Source organism: Dorea acetigenes (genome assembly GCF_025567385.1).
Classification (GTDB): Bacteria; Bacillota; Clostridia; order Lachnospirales; family Lachnospiraceae; genus Claveliimonas; species Claveliimonas acetigenes.
The window spans coordinates 1-18,132 of sequence record NZ_JAOQJU010000032.1 but is presented as its reverse complement, the minus strand read 5'-3'; the positions used below and the strand labels follow the sequence as shown (position 1 = coordinate 18,132).

The following is an 18,132-nucleotide window of genomic DNA, read 5'->3' as shown; positions in this document are numbered from 1 at the left end:
GTGTACAAAAATGTAGCAGTTCAGCCCGCGCCATTCGCAAAACGCATCTACGATGCTTCTCCGCTGCTATGCAGCTATTTTTGCTCATAAAATGGCGCTCCGCTCATAAGCCGGATCGTGTGTTCGTTCATGCAAGCATGATTCACCCACAATCCGACTTATGGCTGAACTGATACACAAAAATCTTCCAAATAAGTATTGGAATTCATTTTCAAATCATGTATGATAAAATACGGCAGGTTTTTCTCTGCCGTATTAGTATATGTAGCCATGAAAGAAGGATAAAGGGTGAAGGATAAGTTAAAGAAGCTATTTGCATACTATAAGCCATATAGATTTTTGTTTTATAGTGACATGTTTTTTGCAGTCATGGGTGCAGCGGTGACGCTGGTTATCCCACTGATTGTGCGTTATATTACCAGCGAGGTTGTATATTATGAGGCGGCGGATGCAAGACGGGTAATTTTTTATCTTGGAGTGCTGTTGATTTTTCTGGTGTTGGTGGAATTTGGATGTAACTATTATATTTCCTATTTTGGACATGTAATGGGCGCAAAGATGGAAGCGGATATGAGAAGTGATATTTTCGGGCATTACCAGAAGTTGACTTTTGCCTTTTACGATAATCAAAAGGTGGGGCATCTGCTATCCAGGATTACCAGCGATTTATTTGACATCAGCGAGCTTCTTCATCATGGACCGGAGGATGTGCTGATTTCGGTTATTAAAATTGTGGGTTCGTTTGTAATCCTTATGAATATTAATGCGAAGCTGACGGTGACAGCGTTTGCATTTGTGCCGTTGATGGTGGCTTTCGCAGTGTATTATAATATGAAAATGAAGCAGGCGTTTGCCAGAAACCGTGCTAGGATTGCAGATATTAACAGTCAGATAGAAGATAGTCTTGCCGGAATCCGTGTAGTGAAGTCCTTTGCAAACGAAAAGGAAGAACTGAAGAAGTTCAACAAGGGCAATCACAATTTCCTTGAGGCAAAAAAGGACAGTTATAAATACATGGGAATGTATAATTCCGGGCTGACTGCGCTGACTACCCTTGTCACGGTGGGTGTGTTGATTGCAGGAGGGATTTTCCTTACCACAGGCGGGGTGAATGCCCCGGATTTGATTACTTTTCTTTTGTATATTAATAATTTTACAGAGCCGGTAAAGAAGCTGGTGAACTCTGCTGAGCAATTCCAGAATGGATATACAGGATTTGAGCGTTTCTTGGAGATTCTCTCCATTGCGCCGGATATTTCAGATAAACCAGATGCGGTTTCTATGGAAAATATGCAGGGAGATATTGAGTTTAAGAATGTATCGTTTCATTATGAAGATAATGAAGAGAAGGTGTTGAATCATATTAATCTGAAGGTACGTGCCGGAGAATATATGGCGCTGGTAGGACCTTCAGGGGTTGGAAAAACCACTCTATGCAGTCTGATTCCCAGATTTTATGATGTGTCGGAGGGAGAGCTTTTGATTGATGGCGTAGATGTCCGAGACATGAAGTTAAATGACTTGCGCAATAATGTGGGGATTGTGCAGCAGGATGTGTATTTGTTTGCCGGGACGATTATGGAAAATATCCGGTATGGCAAATCGGAGGCAACGGATGAGGAGGTTGTTCTGGCGGCGAAGAATGCCAATGCTCATGAATTCATTATGAGCTTTCCGGACGGATATGATACGGATATTGGACAAAGAGGTGTAAAACTATCAGGCGGCCAGAAGCAGAGGCTATCCATTGCAAGAGTATTTTTAAAGAATCCGCCGATTTTAATCTTTGATGAGGCCACTTCGGCGTTAGATAATGAGAGTGAAAAGGTTGTGCAGAAATCACTGGAAAGTCTGGCGAAGGATCGGACAACTTTTGTGATTGCGCACAGGCTTACAACGATACGTAATGCACAGAAGATATTGGTGCTTACGGAAGAGGGGATTGCAGAGCAGGGCACGCATGAAGAACTGCTTGCAAAAAAGGGAATTTACGAGTCCCTTTATTTTTCAGGGGAGGAAAGGAAATGATTTTCAGGAAAAGAATGATGTCTGCCGCAATGGCAGTTTTAATGACCTGTTCTATGTGTGTTACTTCGACATTGGCAGAGGATAATAAGAGAAAGGAAGCACAGGAAGACCGGGTGACGATTCTGTTTACCCATGATATGCATTCCAGGCTGGATGAATTTAAGTCGGACTCCGGAATGGTTGGAGGCATTGGGCGTTTGAAGACGGAAATAGATGAGAAGAGAGAAGAAAATCCGGCGACGTTTTTACTTGATGGCGGAGATTTTTCTATGGGGACGCTATATCAGACGATCTATGAGACAGATGCGGCGGAGCTTACTATGCTGGGACGGATGGGATATGATGCGACTACGTTTGGCAACCATGAATTTGATTACCGGGCGCAGGGAGTTGCTAATATGTTCCGCAGCGCCTTGGAAAACGAGGCGGAAGATGAGACGCTTACGTTGCCACAGTTTGTGATTGCCAATATTGATTGGGAGAAAAATAATGACGAGGATGACCAGGTGATTCAGAAAGCTCTGGCGGATTATGGAAGTACGCCTTATACGGTTATTGAGCGTGCCGGAGTGCGTGTGGGTGTATATGGCGTGATGGGAGAAGACGCAGAGGCCTGTGCCCCGGAGAGCGGACTGGAGTTTGAAGATATTGTAGAAACTTCAAAGGAAGTTGTGGCGGAATTGCAGAAGGAAGATGTGGATATGATTGTGTGCCTGTCTCACAGCGGTACGTCGGAAGATGCTGATAAGTCGGAAGATGAAATTCTTGCAAAAGAAGTGCCGGAGATTGATGTGATTATCAGCGGACACAGCCATACGGTGCTACCGGAACCTTTAGTATACGGGGATACTGTAATCGTATCAGCAGGATGTTACGGGCAGAATCTGGGAGAATTGAACCTTATCCCCGGAGAAGACGGACGTTGGAAAGTAGAGGATTATGCGCTTGTGGCGATGGATGACAGTGTGGAGCAGGATGCAGAAATCACAGCCTATCTTTCTGATTATAAAGAGATTATCAATGAGGAATACCTGAGCCGGTTTGGTTATACGGCAGATCAGGTTCTGGCTGAGAATGATATTACCTTTTCAGAGGTAGATGACCTTTATGCAAAGCTGGAAGAGTCCAATCTGGGAAATTTGATTTCGGATTCTTACATTTATGCAGTGAAACAAGCAGAAGGAGAGGATTATGAACCAATCGCATTGGCGGTTGTTGCGTCCGGTGTTATCCGCGATACTTTCCAAAAGGGAGAAATTACGGTGTCGGATGCCTTTAATGTCAGTGCATTGGGGATTGGAGCAGACCGGATTACCGGCTATCCGCTGGTCAGTGTGTATCTGACAGGGGCAGAATTAAAGACGGTGGCAGAAATTGATGCATCCGTATCTCCGCTTATGACGGCGGCGCAGCTTTATCCAAGCGGTATGAAGTGGATTTATAATCCGAACCGACTGATTCTGAACCGTGTGACGGCAGCCGGACTTACTGCGGACAGCGTAGGCCAGGAAGATAAGATTTATGTGGATCAGATGGAAAAATTAGAGGATGATAAATTATACCGGGTAGTGTCAGGACTTTATTCCGCACAGATGCTTGGCGCGGTAGAAGATACGTCAAAGGGTATACTTAAGATTACTCCAAAGAACAAAGAAGGAGAGAAGATTACAGATTTTGAACAGTATATCATTCATGACCAGAAGGGAAATGAGGTGAAGGAGTGGTATGCGCTGGCAAGTTATCTGGATTCCTTTACGGAAAATGCAGAAGGTGTGTCAGTTGTCCCTGAGCGTTATGAGGCTCCGGAGGGCAGGAAAGAGATGCAGGATACGAAAAATATTGTAGAACTTCTGAAAAATCCGAATAAGATTGCCCTTGTAGTATATGGGGTGTTGATTCTTATTCTGGTGTTGGTTGTTTTACTGATTCGTTTATGCTATACTAAAATTTATGCTAAGAAAAAAATCAGAAGAGAAGGTAGAAAATGATTGAACTGAATTTTAAAAGAGCAGAATTAGAAGATAAGGAATTGATTTCTCATTATTTTAAACACCATACCAGCAGAAGCTGTGAGAGAACCTTTGTGAATGTGTATCTTTGGTCCAGGCATTACAAGGTGCAGTTTGCGATTGTAGAGGATGCGCTGGTATTTAAGAGCGAAGATGAAGACAGGCTTGCATTTGCTTTTCCGGCGGGAGAACCGGAAAATGTAAAGAAGGCACTTAAGGTGCTCAGACAGTATAGTGAAGAGAGGGGAGTCCCTTTCTGTATGTACAATGTGACGCCGGATAATTTTGAACTGCTGGAGGAGTGGTATCCGCAGCGATTTCGGATAGAGTATAATGAGGATCTTGCTGATTATGTGTATGAATCAGAGAAGCTTATAACTCTTTCCGGGAAGAAGCTGCATGGTAAAAGAAACCATATCAATAAATTCAAGTCACTTTATGAGGACAGATGGAGTTATGAGACGATTACCAGGGAGAATGTAGAAGAATGCTTTCAGATGGCGCTTAACTGGCGGAATCAGAACGGCTGTGAAGAGGATATAGAGAAAAATGCGGAGATGTGTGTGACGCTCAATTCTCTCAGGCTTTTTGAAGAGCTGGAGCTTACAGGAGGTCTTTTGAGAGTGGACGGAAAGATTGTCGCATTCTCTATTGGCGAACCGATTTGTTCGGATACTTTTGTTGTCCATATTGAGAAGGCATTTGCGGATGTACCGGGAGCTTATACTATGATTAACCAGCAGTTTGTAGAACATGAGTGTAAGGATTATAAGTACGTGAACCGGGAAGAGGACACCGGTGAAGAGGGACTGCGGAAGGCAAAGCGTTCTTACCGCCCGGTATTTATGGTAGAGAAAGGCTTGGTTACAGAGAGATAGACACAGGATAAAAAGATAGGAGTGAAGAAGCGATGATAGCAGAGAAAATGAAAGGCATGGTGGCAAATAGTTCCGCTATCCGTGCAATGTTTGAAGAAGGAAATAGGCTGGCAGGGATTTATGGCGCCGAAAATGTGTATGATTTCAGCCTGGGTAATCCGAATGTGGCTGCGCCACAGGCAGTGAAGAAGGCGATTATAGAGCTTTTGGATGAAGAAGATCCGGTGGTGCTGCATGGGTATACCAACAGTAACTGTGGCTATGCGGATGTAAGGAAGGCAGTTGCTGATTCTTTGAATGAACGGTTTGGGACGGCATTTGAAGGGAAAAATATTGTTATGACGGTAGGAGCTGCCGGTGGTCTGAATGTTATTTTGAAAACGCTGATTAATCCCGGCGATGAAGTAATTGCATTTGCTCCTTATTTTGGAGAATACCGTTCCTATACCAATAATTATGATGGTGTTCTTGTGGAAATATCACCGAATACTGTGGATTTCCAGCCAAAACTGGATGAATTTGAAGAGAAAATCACCCCGAAGACGAAAGCGGTTGTTGTCAATACTCCAAATAATCCGACAGGTGTGGTATATTCAGAAGAGACAATCCGGAAAATGGCGGCAATCATGGAGGCGAAACAGAAGGAATATGGGACAGACATTTATCTGATTTCCGATGAGCCGTACCGTGAATTGGTGTATGGTGGAGTAGAAGTTCCATATTTAACGAAATATTATGATAATACAATTGTGGGATACTCTTACAGCAAATCCTTATCCCTTCCGGGTGAGCGTATTGGCTATCTGGTAATTCCTGATGAAGTGAAGGACAGTGAAGACGTACTGTCAGCAGCGAATGTAGCGACCCGTATTCTTGGATTTGTCAATGCGCCTACACTGCAGCAGAAGGTGGTTGCAAAGTGTCTGAATGAGAAGACGGATATTTCTTATTATGACAGAAACAGAGAGACTCTTTATAATGGATTGACGGAATGTGGATTTGAGTGTATTAAGCCGGAAGGGGCGTTTTATCTGTTTATGAAAGCTCCGATTGCGGATGAAAAAGCATTCTGTGCGGCAGCCAAAAAATATAATATATTGATTGTGCCGGGAAGTTCTTTTGCCTGCCCGGGATATGTACGTATTGCGTATTGTGTGGCTTATGAGACAATTGTGAATTCGCTTCCGAAGTTTAAAGAGCTTGCAAAGGAGTATTTTCAGAAATAATGAAGGCATTTGAGAAAAATATCAGAAGAGTAGAACCTTATGTGCCGGGGGAGCAGCCTCAGCGCAAGGTAATTAAGTTAAATACGAACGAAAATCCTTATCCGCCTGCACCGGGCGTGTGGAAGGCGATGCAGGAGATGGATCCAGATAGACTGCGCCTGTACCCGGATCCTACGGCAGAAAGCCTGGTAGATGCCCTGGCAGAATTCTACGGGGTAGGCAGGGATCAGGTGTTTGTGGGAGTTGGGTCTGATGATGTTCTTTCCATGTGTTTCCTGACATTTTTTAATTCGGAAAAACCAATTTTTTTCCCGGACATTACGTATTCTTTTTATAAAGTTTGGGCGGAACTTTATCGGATTCCTTATGAGTGTCAGAAGCTAGATGAGGATTTTAAGATTGTAAAAGAAGATTACTATAGGGAAAATGGCGGAGTCATTTTCCCAAATCCCAATGCACCGACAGCTATTTACGAGGATTTGGACTTTGTAGAAGATATACTTATGCATAATCAGGATGTCATTGTTATTGTAGATGAGGCATATATTGATTTTGCGGGACGGTCTGCACTGGAACTGATTGATAAATATGAGAATCTGATCGTAGTACAGACATTTTCCAAGGCACGCTCCATGGCGGGAATGCGCATTGGTTATGCTATCAGTAATCCGAAGCTTATCAAATATTTGAATGATGCAAAGTATTCCTTTAATTCATACACCATGAATCAGACGTCTCTTTTATACGGGGTGGAAGCTGTAAAGGACAGAGAGTATTTTGAAGAGACGGTGCAGAAAATTGTGGATACGAGAGAATGGGCGAAGGGGGAGCTTGCGAAGCTGGGATTTGAATTCCCGGATTCCAGAGCCAATTTCATTTTCGCAACTCATCCGAACTATGATGCAAAAGAGTTATTTGAAGCATTGAAAAAGCATGATATTTATGTGCGTTTCTGGGGAAGTGAGCGGATTGAGCAATACTTGCGCATTACTGTCGGAACGAAGGAAGAGATGCAGATATTGTTTGATTTCCTGAGAGAGTATATCAATAATAAGTAAGGAGAGGCTTATGACTGAAACATTAGTGCAGAGTGTAATTGATGCTTTAAGCGGGAGCTTTGGCAAAGAAGCAATCGTATTTATTATTTCCATGATTCCGATTCTGGAGCTCAGGGGGGCGCTGTTGGTAGCGGGACCGATTCTTGGTGTACCTGTATCGACGGCGATTCCGCTTTGTATTATCGGAAATATCATTCCTGTTCCGTTTATCTTACTTTTGATTACGCCGATTTTCAATTGGATGAAGGGAACGAAGGTTTTTAGACCGCTTGTAACGAAGCTGGAGACAAAGGCCATGAGCAAGAGTGATAAAATTGAAAAGTATGAATTCTGGGGGCTGGTTCTTTTTGTAGGAATTCCGCTTCCAGGAACGGGAGCGTGGACTGGTTCGTTGATTGCGGCGCTGCTTGGTATTAAATTTAAGAAGGCATTTCCGGCGGTTGTTATTGGAATCTGTATGGCTACGGTGATTATGTGGTTTGTATCTTACGTGCTGTTGGGCGGAGTTCAATTGATCGGGTAAGTCAGGAACATGCCTGTAAGGATTTTTTAAGAGTAAATACGGAGTTGTGTCCGGCGAATTCCGCAGAAACCGTTAGATAGCAGGAGGATGTATGGAACCAGTAATAGTAAGAAATGTGAAAATCGGGGAAGGAATTCCTAAAATCTGCGTCCCAATCGTAGGAGTGACGAGAGAAAATATTATCGAAGAGGCAAAAGCTCTTCACAATATTCCGGCTGATGTGGCGGAGTGGCGTGCAGACTGGTTTGAAAATGTGTTTGATTTTAACGAGGTAGAAAAGATTCTGAGAGAGCTTCGCAAGACACTTGGAGAGATTCCGCTTCTTTTTACCTTTCGCACTTCCGGAGAGGGCGGAGAGAAAGAAATTGAAAGAAATGAGTACGTAAAACTAAACAAATTAGTGACAAAAACAGGTTTTATTGATATTATAGATATAGAGGTTTTTACCGGAGATTCTATTGTAAAAGAGATGATTGAGCAGGCCCATGGCTGTGGGGTGAAGGTGATAGCGTCTAACCATGATTTTAACGGGACGCCTGAGAAAGATGTTATTGTGGGAAGGCTGCGCAGGATGCAGGAGTTGGGAGCGGATATTCCCAAAATTGCGGTGATGCCGGGCAATAAGAAAGATGTACTGACGCTGCTTAGCGCTACCAGGGAGATGGCGGAAGAGTATGCTGACAGACCGATTATTACAATGTCCATGTCAGGAAATGGCGTAATCAGCCGTCTCAGCGGAGAGATATTCGGATCGGCAATGACGTTTGGCGCTGCTAAAAAAGCTTCTGCTCCCGGACAGATGGGGGTTGAGGATTTGAGGCAGGTACTTCAGATTTTACATAAAAGCACCGGTGAGAATACTACGCTTTCATCTAAAGCGTAATATAAATTATTTAAATTATAAGTATATGTTCAAATGAAGGAGGACAACTATTATGAGTAACATGCCAGAAGTAAAAGTTGGAGTTGTAGCGGTAAGCCGTGACTGTTTCCCGGAGAGTCTTTCTGTAACAAGAAGAGAGAATCTGATGAAGGCTTACACAGAGAAATACGGCTCAGAAGGAATCTATGAATGTCCGATCTGTATCGTAGAGAGTGAGATCCATATGGTACAGGCTTTGGAAGATATTAAGAAGGCAGGATGTAATGCATTGGTAGTATATCTTGGAAATTTCGGACCAGAGATTTCAGAGACTCTGCTTGCAAAGCATTTCGAGGGACCAAAGATGTTCATTGCAGCAGCGGAAGAGTCAGGCGACAACCTGCTTGATGGCCGTGGAGACGCTTACTGTGGTATGCTTAACGCAAGCTACAATTTAAAGCTTCGTAACATTCGCGCATATATTCCGGAATACCCGGTTGGAGATGCAGAAGAGTGTGCAGATATGATTCATGATTTCCTTCCAATCGCAAGAGCCATCGAAGGACTGAACAACTTGAAGCTTATCAGCTTCGGACCGCGTCCGCTGAACTTCCTTGCTTGTAATGCACCGATCAAGCAGCTTTATAATATCGGAGTAGAGATTGAAGAGAACTCTGAATTAGACCTGTTTGAAGCGTTCAACAAGCATGCAGGAGATGAAAGAATTCCGGCTGTTGTTGAAGATATGGCAAAAGAGCTGGGAGCAGGTAATAAGAAACCAGAGATTCTCTCCAAGCTGGCTCAGTATGAACTGACATTGAAGGATTGGGTAGAGGAACACAGAGGATACAGAAAATATGTTGCAATCGCTGGAAAATGCTGGCCGGCATTCCAGACACAGTTTGGTTTCGTACCATGCTTTGTTAACAGCCGTCTGACAGCACAGGGAATTCCGGTATCCTGTGAAGTAGATATTTATGGAGCACTCAGCGAGTTTATCGGAACGGTTGTAAGTCAGGATGCAGTAACACTTCTTGACATTAACAACTCTGTACCGAAGGATATGTATGAGTCAGAGATCAAAGGAAAATATAACTATACACAGAAAGATACCTTCATGGGATTCCATTGTGGAAATACAGCTTCCGGTAAGCTGACAAGCTGTGAGATGAAGTATCAGAAAATTATGGCGAGAACACTTCCGGAAGAAGTTACACAGGGAACATTGGAAGGAGATATTGTTCCTGGCGATATCACATTCTTCCGTTTGCAGAGTACAGCAGATAATATCCTTCGTGCTTATATTGCGCATGGTGAGATCCTTCCTGTTGCAACACGTTCCTTCGGAGGAATCGGTGTATTCGCAATTCCGGAGATGGGAAGATTCTACCGTCATGTGCTGATTGAAGGAGGCTTCCCGCATCATGGAGCGGTTGCATTCGGCCATTATGGAAAAGCATTGTATGAAGTATTCAAATATATCGGAGTTCCGGTTGATGAAATTGGCTATAACCAGCCGGCGGGCGTAAGATATCCAACAGAGAATCCGTGGGGCTAATTTAGCGAAGAAAGAAAAAGGGGGACGCGAATAGCGTCCCCTGTTTTTAGGAGGGAAGATATGTTATATATAGGAGTAGATTTAGGCACATCGGCAGTAAAATTGCTTTTGATGGATGAGACCGGTGATATCAAAAAGATCGTGTCCAGAGAATATCCGCTGTTTTTTCCACATCCGGGCTGGTCTGAGCAGAAACCGGAGGATTGGTTTACGCAGTCTGTGGAGGGAATCCAAGAGCTGACTGCCGGATGTGATAAATCACAGGTGGCAGGCATTAGTTTTGGCGGGCAAATGCATGGCCTGGTAGTTCTTGACGGCGCAGATCGTGTGATTCGTCCGGCAATTCTATGGAATGACGGAAGAACCGGGGAAGAGACGGATTATCTGAATCAGGTAATCGGCAAAGAAAAGTTGTCTGAATATACTGCTAATATTGCATTTGCCGGGTTTACGGCGCCGAAGATTTTATGGATGAAGAAAAATGAACCTGAGAACTTTGCTAAAATTGTAAAGATTATGCTGCCGAAGGACTATTTGGCATACAGGCTTTCCGGGTCTTTTTGCACAGATGTATCTGATGCATCGGGTATGCTTCTGATGGATGTGAAGAATCGATGCTGGTCTAAAGAGATGCTGGATATCTGTGGTATTACAGAGGATATGCTTCCGAAGCTTTATGAGAGCTACGAAGTGGTAGGAACGCTGAAAGAAGATATAGCAAAAGAACTGGGATTGCCTGCAACGGTGAAAATTATTGCAGGGGCAGGAGATAATGCTGCAGCGGCTGTGGGAACCGGTACGGTAGGTGATGGAATGTGCAACATATCTTTGGGAACATCGGGAACCATTTTTATTTCCAGTAAAGATTTTGGCGTAGATGAAAATAACGCGCTTCACTCTTTTGCTCATGCAGATGGTAATTATCATCTGATGGGATGCATGTTAAGCGCGGCGTCCTGCAATAAATGGTGGAACGAAGAAATCTTAAAGACAAAGGATTTTGCTGCGGAACAGGCAGGCATTACAAAACTTGGGGAGAATAACGTATTTTATCTCCCGTATCTGATGGGAGAGCGCTCTCCGCATAATGATCCGAAGGTAAGAGCAATGTTTATGGGAATGTCGATGGATACTACCAGAGCGGATATGACGCAGGCGGTGTTGGAAGGCGTTACATTTGGTTTGCGGGATTCCCTGGAGGTTGCAAGAGGACTTGGTATTAACATTGAACGTACAAGAATCTGCGGCGGCGGTGCGAAAAGTCCTCTGTGGAAAAAAATGGTTGCAAATATTATGAATTTGAAAGTAGATGTAATCGAGAGTGAGGAAGGACCGGCGCTTGGCGGCGCTATGCTGGCGGCGGTGGGCTGCGGAGAGTATCCGGATGTGGAGACGGCTGCGGCTAAGATTGTTAAAGTGATTGATACGGTGGAGCCGGAACCGGGACTGGTGGCAAAATATGAAGAAAGATACCAGAAATTCAAGAGAATCTATCCGACAGTAAAAGACCTGTATCAAGGATAGAGCAAAAACAGGTCATGATAAAAAGAAGGAAAAGAAAGTTATGATATATAATAATGTGTTAGAAGCAATCGGAAATACACCTATGATACGCTTGAATCGGATGGTCGGGGAAGATTCGGCAGATATCCTTGTAAAATTTGAAGGAGTAAATGTGGGTGGATCCATTAAGACCCGCACGGCTTACAATATGATTTGCAAAGCAGAAGAAAAGGGGATCCTTCATTCAGATTCTGTCATTGTAGAACCAACCAGCGGGAATCAGGGAATCGGGCTTGCACTGGTCGGAGCAGTGAAAGGGTATGAGACGGTGATTATTATGCCGGATTCTGTAAGTATGGAGAGAAGGCTTCTTGTTGAACATTACGGAGCCAGGGTTATCCTGATTCATGATGCAGGAAATATAGGCGATTGTATTGATGAATGCGTGGAGCTTGCGAATCGTATGGCTGCAGAGAATCCCAAGGTATTTGTACCGCAGCAGTTTGAAAATGAAGCAAACCCGATGATACACCGTCAGCAGACCGGAATCGAGATTTTAGAGCAGGTGGCGGGACCGATACATGGGTTCTGCTCCGGTATCGGCACAGGTGGTACAATAACGGGCATCGGAGAAGCTTTAAAGGCAGCGAATCCGGACATTACAATTTGGGCAGTTGAGCCTGAAAATGCAGCGGTTCTTGCCGGAGGAGCGGTAGGTACCCATATCCAGATGGGGATTGGGGATGGAATTATACCTAAAGTGCTAAATCAGAATATTTATGAGGATATTGTAATTATTACAGATGAAGAAGCATTACAGACGGCCAAGGATCTTACCAGGAAAGAAGGGCTGATGTGCGGTATTTCCAGCGGCACGAATGTTGCCGCTGCGTTGAGGCTGGCGAAGAAACTTGGAAAGGGGAAAACGGTCGTAACACTTCTTCCTGACACTGCAGAGAGATATTTTTCTACGCCATTGTTTGAATAGATGAGAGAATACGGAGGAGAGCATATTGGAAATCAGGATTTTGGTGGAGTTTCTGACACTGGCAAGAGAGAAAAATATTACCAAAGCAGCTAATATTCTACATATAACACAGTCGGCTTTATCCAGACGATTAATTAGTCTGGAAGAAGAGCTGGGAGTCAAATTGTTTGACAGGTCTGGACGTGGTATTGTCCTTACGGAGGAAGGGAAGCTATTGGAAAGCCATGCAAAGAAGATCGTAGCGCTTTGTAAAGATATGCAGGAAATGTTTGGGGAAAAGGGAACACTATCAGGAGAAATTGCTATTGGCTGTGCGGAAACAAGATCCATGCTTTTCCTGTCAAGACAGATGAAAGAATACCAAAAAAGATATCCAAATGTTACATTTAGAATTTACACTGCAACTGCAGATGATGTCAAAGATAAATTGGAAAAAGGTACATTACATTTTGGTTTAGTGAAAGAACCTGCAGAAATGGGAAATTATGAATATTTGCGGGTTCCGGGAGAAGACCGGTGGGGCATCTTTACAAGAAACGACTCTTCTTTGGCAAAAAAGGAGGTTATCCATCCAAGAGATTTGATTGGAGAACCATTACTTCTTCCGGTGCGGATGGGAATGAAAAGCGAATTAGAAAGTTGGTTTGGTGAATACGCACAGAGTATGGAAGTGGCCGCATTGGGAAATACATTTCTTAATGCGGTACCCATGGTGAAAGAAGGTCTTGGGACGGCGATATGTTATGATTTTGATATATCTGTTGAAGGTATGCGTTTCATACCGCTTTCCCCTCCGGTGACGAACGGTACTGTTCTTATATGGAAAAAAGAACAGAATTATCTACGGCTGACGGCTCAATTTATTAAACAATGCAGAGAATAAGAAAAGATGAACCGGTTCTGGAAAACCCAGAGCCGGTTTTTTTGTAGAAATTATAAAAAAGATGCAATTTTTGCATTTCCAGGCATGTAATAAAAGCATTGGATATTTGCCAAAATCTTATAGTAAAATAATGCATAAAAGGAAGAAAAAAGAATAAAAAATGATGAAAAGAAAGGAGATTTATGATGTCAGTAAAAACAGGAAAAAAGAAAATAATATCTTTGTTTCTTGCCATATCTATGATTTGTTCCATGATGAGCAGTATCATAGTGCAGGCTGACGAAAGCGATGCCATGGAAGGTCTTCAGGTATGGTACAAGTTTGATGAAACAAGTGGTACTGTTGCAAAAGATTCTTCCGGGAACAATCGCGATGCGAATGTCATGGGCGGTGGAGAATGGATAACAACTGCTGATAAAGAAGGCGTCGCACTGGAACTTGATAACACGAAAACGAATGGAAAGTATGTGGATATTCCGGTTTCTGTAATGGAGAATGTTACGGGGGATTTCACAATCAGCACATGGATTAAGGTAGAAGATTGTCCCACATGGGGCAGGATTCTGGATTATGGAACATCTGCATCCAATGTTATGCTCTGGACGGCTAACAGCTATTATTTTAAAATGGATAATGATGACAACAAGTCACTGGAGCCGCCGAGAAACGGAACGCTTCCTCAATTCAGGCAAGGCTGTCCATTGAGCTTCCTCTGGCCGGAAAGTTATAGTACTCCGAGATGGCAGCATGTTACCATTACCCGGGAAGGTAATACCTCAACCCTTTGGATAAACGGCATCAGATGGGATACAAATGATTATGAAACGGTAAATCCGCGGACAGGAGAGGACTATAAGTTTTATATAGGAAAATCCAATTGGGCAGCCGATCCTTACGCAAGTATGGCTATCCGGGATTTCCGGGTTTATAACCGTTCCCTTTCCATAAATGAAATCAACAATGTCATGGCTGAAGGCGAATGGGCGGATGAGATTCAGGTTCATTATGCAATGGAAAGTGTTGCACTTGGTGAACTTTCGGCCGTTAAAGAGAACCTTTATCTGCCGACTACCGTGAATGACAGAGTAAAGGTTGAATGGTCTTCGGATAGTGCAGCTCTTGAGGCGAGTGAAAATATCGGTGTTGTCAATCGTCCGGAAGCAGGAGACGAGGCTGTGACAGCTACGCTGACCGGTAAATTCTCTTATGGAGACTATTCAGAAAGTATGGATTATCAGGTAACGATTCTTCCGAAAGAGGAAACGGATACAGAGTATACCATGACCGTTGATACCCAAAATCCCCTTCATGAGATGAGTCCAACCATGTACGGACTGTTCTTTGAAGACCTTAGTCTGGCAGGCGACGGCGGTCTGTATGCGGAGCTTCTTAGAAATACTTGTTTTCATGATGATGAAAATACCATTCCTTATTGGAACCTTTATACCTCTGATGGCGCAGAAGGCAGTATGAGTCTTGATAAGGAAAATAATTTAAATGACGTACAATTCCAGCATCTTAAGCTTGATATTACAACATTGCCGGATAATGGTTACGTTGGGATACGAAATGAAGGCTACAACGGAATGAAATTAGAAGAAGGAAGCGAGTATGAGCTTACTTTCTTTGCCCGCACAGATGATTTTAACGGTTCTATTTCCGCAAAATTCCTCAGTGTAACAGGAGAAACTATATCGGAGGCTGTTAAGGTAGATTCCATTACATCTGAGTGGAAACAGTATACGCTTACACTTACGCCGGATGAATATGCGGCACAGGGACAGCTTGTGATTTATTGTGAAGGCGGTACGGGTTCCGTACATTTTGATGTAGTATCCTTGTTCCCTGAGGATACATACAAAGGACATGGGCTCAGAAAAGATATGGTGGAATACCTTGAAGCATTGAATCCAACATTTCTTCGTTTCCCCGGCGGATGTTACGTTGAGGGAGATACGATGGCAGATGCTTTCCGGTGGAAAAATACTCTTTATGGTAAGGAAAACAGAGCCGGACATGCCAGCCTGTGGAACTATCGTGTAACCGACGGCCTGGGATATTATGAATTTCTTGAGCTCTGCGATGATCTGGATATAGAGCCGATGTATGTGTGCGGCGTAGGCATTGCGCACAGAGACAGTGAGGATTGGCAGTATTGGATTCAGGATGTTCTGGATGCGATTGAATTTGCAAATGGGGATGTCACAACAAAATGGGGAGCGGTTCGTGCCGAAATGGGTCATCCGGAACCGTTTAATATGAAGTATGTTGAAATTGGTAATGAAGCTTTTTATCAGCCGGCTCTTTACGAACCTCGGTATCAGGACTTTTACGATGCCATTAAAGAAAAATATCCGGATATGAATATTATTGCCGACTACGATGTTGCAGGTAAGACTATTGATATGGTTGATGAGCATTACTACGACAGACCGCAATTCTTCATGGATAATGCTTATAAGTATGATGGTTATGACCGGGATGGATACAAGGTTTACGCAGGAGAATATGCAGTAAATGCCTATCATGGACTTCAGAATCTGGAGGCAGCTCTGGGTGAGGCGGCATTTATGACGGGCATGGAGCGTAACAGTGATGTCGTTACAATGACCTCTTATTCGGAGTTATTTGTAAACCTTAATCATCAGAACTGGAATGCAACCGCTGCATTCTTTGACAGTTCTAGAATTTATGGTTCTCCGTCTTATTATGCACAGTTGGTGTTTGGAGAACGCTTAGGCGATGTGGTGCTTCCTACCGGATTTACGGCAAGTGATGGAGCGTTCTCAACGGATATTTCCGGTGGAGTTGGCCTTGGAACATGGAATACAAACGCAACATACAGCGACATTAAGGTTACATCGAATGAAGATGGAAGCGTATTGTTTGACGGGAATGAGGCAGACGACAGTGCATGGACGAAGGGAACAGGTTCCTGGTCTGTTTCTAACGGCGCAGTCAATCAGACAGCAATTGCCGCTGACTGCAGGATCTGGCTCGACGGAAAAGATTGGAAAAATTACACCTATGAAGTAACGGCAAGAAAGAACAGTGGTAATGAAGGTTTCCTTCTTATTGTAGGTGAAAAGGATTCCGATAATTTCTATTACATTAATCTTGGCGGATGGAATAATACCCAGAGCGCAATTGAGAGAACAAGCAAAGGTTCTAAGAGTGCAGTTACTGCATATGTTCCGGGTGCTTTTGAGGCAAACCGTGATTATAAGATTCAGGTAGTTGTGGATAAGAACAATGTGAAAGTATCTGTTGATGGAGAAGTTTTGTTTGATTATACCAATCATGGCTCTTCTGACTGCCCATTGTATTATGTTTCTCAAAGAGACAATACAACGGGGGATGTTATTTTGAAGGTGGTTAATACCGCAGACAGCGATTACAATACAAACATTAAGCTTGAAGGTATCGGTACAACTGCTTCAAAAGGAGAAGCGACTATTCTGACTTCCCAGAGCAAATATGATGAGAATTCCTTCGAGAATCCGACAAATGTTGCGCCTGTTACGATTCCTGTAACCAATGTAAGTAATGACTTTAACTATACGTTTATGAGAAATTCTATTACGGTTCTTGTTATACCGGCAGAAGATGCAGAAACAACTCTGGAGTCTATCTCCGTTATGGCTCCGGCAAAGACCGAATATACAGCCGGAGAAGAGCTTGACCTTGCAGGAATGAAGGTAACGGCTAACTATAGTGATGGTACAACAAAGGACATTGCGGCAGCAGACTGCGAAGTAAGTGGCTATGACAAGACTAAGACCGGTGAACAGACGGTAACGGTAACGTATGAAGGAAAGACAGCAACCTTCAAGGTAACTGTAAAAGAAGCGGCGAAACCGGATGAAACGGATAAGACAGCACTGGAAGCAGCGATTAAGGCAGCAGTACCGGATACAGAGAAAGCTAAGTATACGGAAGAAAGCTGGACAGTTTACGAAAAAGCGTTGAATCAGGCAAAAGAAGTATTGGCAGACGAAGATGCAGCACAGGAAGAAATTGATGATGCGGCTGAAGCGCTTGACAAAGCAGTAAAAGCGCTGAAAGAAAAAGAACTACCATATGTAGACGTGGCAGAAAGTGACTGGTTCTACGATGGAGCGTACTACAACTACTTTGCAGGAACCATGACGGGTACAGATCCTACGCATTTCTCGCCATATGAAGTTCTGCCGCGTGCGCAGTTTGCAACCATTCTTTACAGAATGAACGGTAAGCCGGATGTGACATATCAGGCGAAGTTCCCGGATGTGCCGGCCGGACAGTTCTATTCAGAAGCAGTCATCTGGGCGGCCGAGGCAAAGATTGTTACCGGTTATACAGATTCCGGTTACTTTGGGACGAATGATCCGATTACCCGGGAGCAGATTGTAACGATGATGTACCGTTACGCGAACTACATGAAATATGAATCCAAAGAACCGGCAGATATCAGTAAATTTACAGATGCCGGAAAGGTAACGGAATTTGCGGAAGAGGCAATGAAATGGGCAGTAGGAAACGAAATCGGTAGTGTCAAGTAATCTATGAAAAAACTGAGTTAAAAAAATAGGCTCAGATGAACCTTGAAAATTGCAGATATGTTAGTGATTGGCAGT

12 protein-coding genes are annotated in these 18,132 nt (G+C 43.5%); all 12 read left to right on the top strand.

What is annotated here, in order from left to right:
• The first annotated feature begins 288 nt into the window (after positions 1-288).
• The 12 genes from OCV99_RS15895 to OCV99_RS15840 all read left to right on the top strand — a co-directional run bounded on the left by OCV99_RS15895 (position 289) and on the right by OCV99_RS15840 (position 18,057).
• Positions 289-2,028, top strand: coding sequence for an ABC transporter ATP-binding protein (locus tag OCV99_RS15895; protein ID WP_158371781.1), 1,740 nt, complete (start codon positions 289-291; stop codon positions 2,026-2,028).
• On the top strand, positions 2,025-4,016 hold the full coding sequence (locus tag OCV99_RS15890) for a bifunctional metallophosphatase/5'-nucleotidase (protein ID WP_158371780.1): 1,992 nt from the start codon (positions 2,025-2,027) through the stop codon (positions 4,014-4,016). The genes OCV99_RS15895 and OCV99_RS15890 overlap by 4 nt, the downstream gene beginning before the upstream one ends.
• Positions 4,013-4,915, top strand: coding sequence for a DUF2156 domain-containing protein (locus OCV99_RS15885; RefSeq protein ID WP_158371779.1), 903 nt, complete (start codon positions 4,013-4,015; stop codon positions 4,913-4,915). The genes OCV99_RS15890 and OCV99_RS15885 overlap by 4 nt, the downstream gene beginning before the upstream one ends.
• Positions 4,916-4,947: 32 nt before the next feature.
• Positions 4,948-6,141 (top strand): pyridoxal phosphate-dependent aminotransferase, encoded by a 1,194-nt coding sequence (locus tag OCV99_RS15880; RefSeq protein WP_158371777.1) that lies wholly within the window; start codon positions 4,948-4,950, stop codon positions 6,139-6,141.
• The gene (gene hisC, locus OCV99_RS15875) at positions 6,141-7,199 is read left to right on the top strand and encodes a histidinol-phosphate transaminase (protein ID WP_158371776.1); all 1,059 of its coding nucleotides are present in this window, start codon (positions 6,141-6,143) and stop codon (positions 7,197-7,199) included. The genes OCV99_RS15880 and hisC overlap by 1 nt, the downstream gene beginning before the upstream one ends.
• A 10-nt stretch (positions 7,200-7,209) precedes the next feature.
• A complete protein-coding gene (locus OCV99_RS15870) occupies positions 7,210-7,722 on the top strand; it encodes a COG2426 family protein (protein ID WP_158371775.1) in 513 nt (170 codons plus the stop codon).
• 91 nt (positions 7,723-7,813) lie between these two features.
• Positions 7,814-8,605 (top strand): type I 3-dehydroquinate dehydratase, encoded by a 792-nt coding sequence (gene aroD / locus OCV99_RS15865; protein WP_158371774.1) that lies wholly within the window; start codon positions 7,814-7,816, stop codon positions 8,603-8,605.
• 52 nt (positions 8,606-8,657) lie between these two features.
• Positions 8,658-10,142, top strand: coding sequence for an L-fucose/L-arabinose isomerase family protein (locus OCV99_RS15860; protein ID WP_158371773.1), 1,485 nt, complete (start codon positions 8,658-8,660; stop codon positions 10,140-10,142).
• Positions 10,143-10,202: 60 nt separating this feature from the next.
• Positions 10,203-11,666, top strand: coding sequence for a xylulokinase (gene xylB, locus OCV99_RS15855; RefSeq protein WP_158371772.1), 1,464 nt, complete (start codon positions 10,203-10,205; stop codon positions 11,664-11,666).
• A 40-nt stretch (positions 11,667-11,706) separates the two neighbouring features.
• On the top strand, positions 11,707-12,633 hold the full coding sequence (gene cysK / locus OCV99_RS15850) for a cysteine synthase A (protein ID WP_158371771.1): 927 nt from the start codon (positions 11,707-11,709) through the stop codon (positions 12,631-12,633).
• 25 nt (positions 12,634-12,658) lie between these two features.
• On the top strand, positions 12,659-13,516 hold the full coding sequence (locus OCV99_RS15845) for a LysR family transcriptional regulator (RefSeq protein ID WP_158371770.1): 858 nt from the start codon (positions 12,659-12,661) through the stop codon (positions 13,514-13,516).
• A gap of 185 nt (positions 13,517-13,701) precedes the next feature.
• Entirely contained in the window at positions 13,702-18,057 is a 4,356-nt protein-coding gene (locus OCV99_RS15840) for an alpha-L-arabinofuranosidase C-terminal domain-containing protein (protein WP_262575931.1), read from the top strand.
• Positions 18,058-18,132 lie beyond the last annotated feature (75 nt).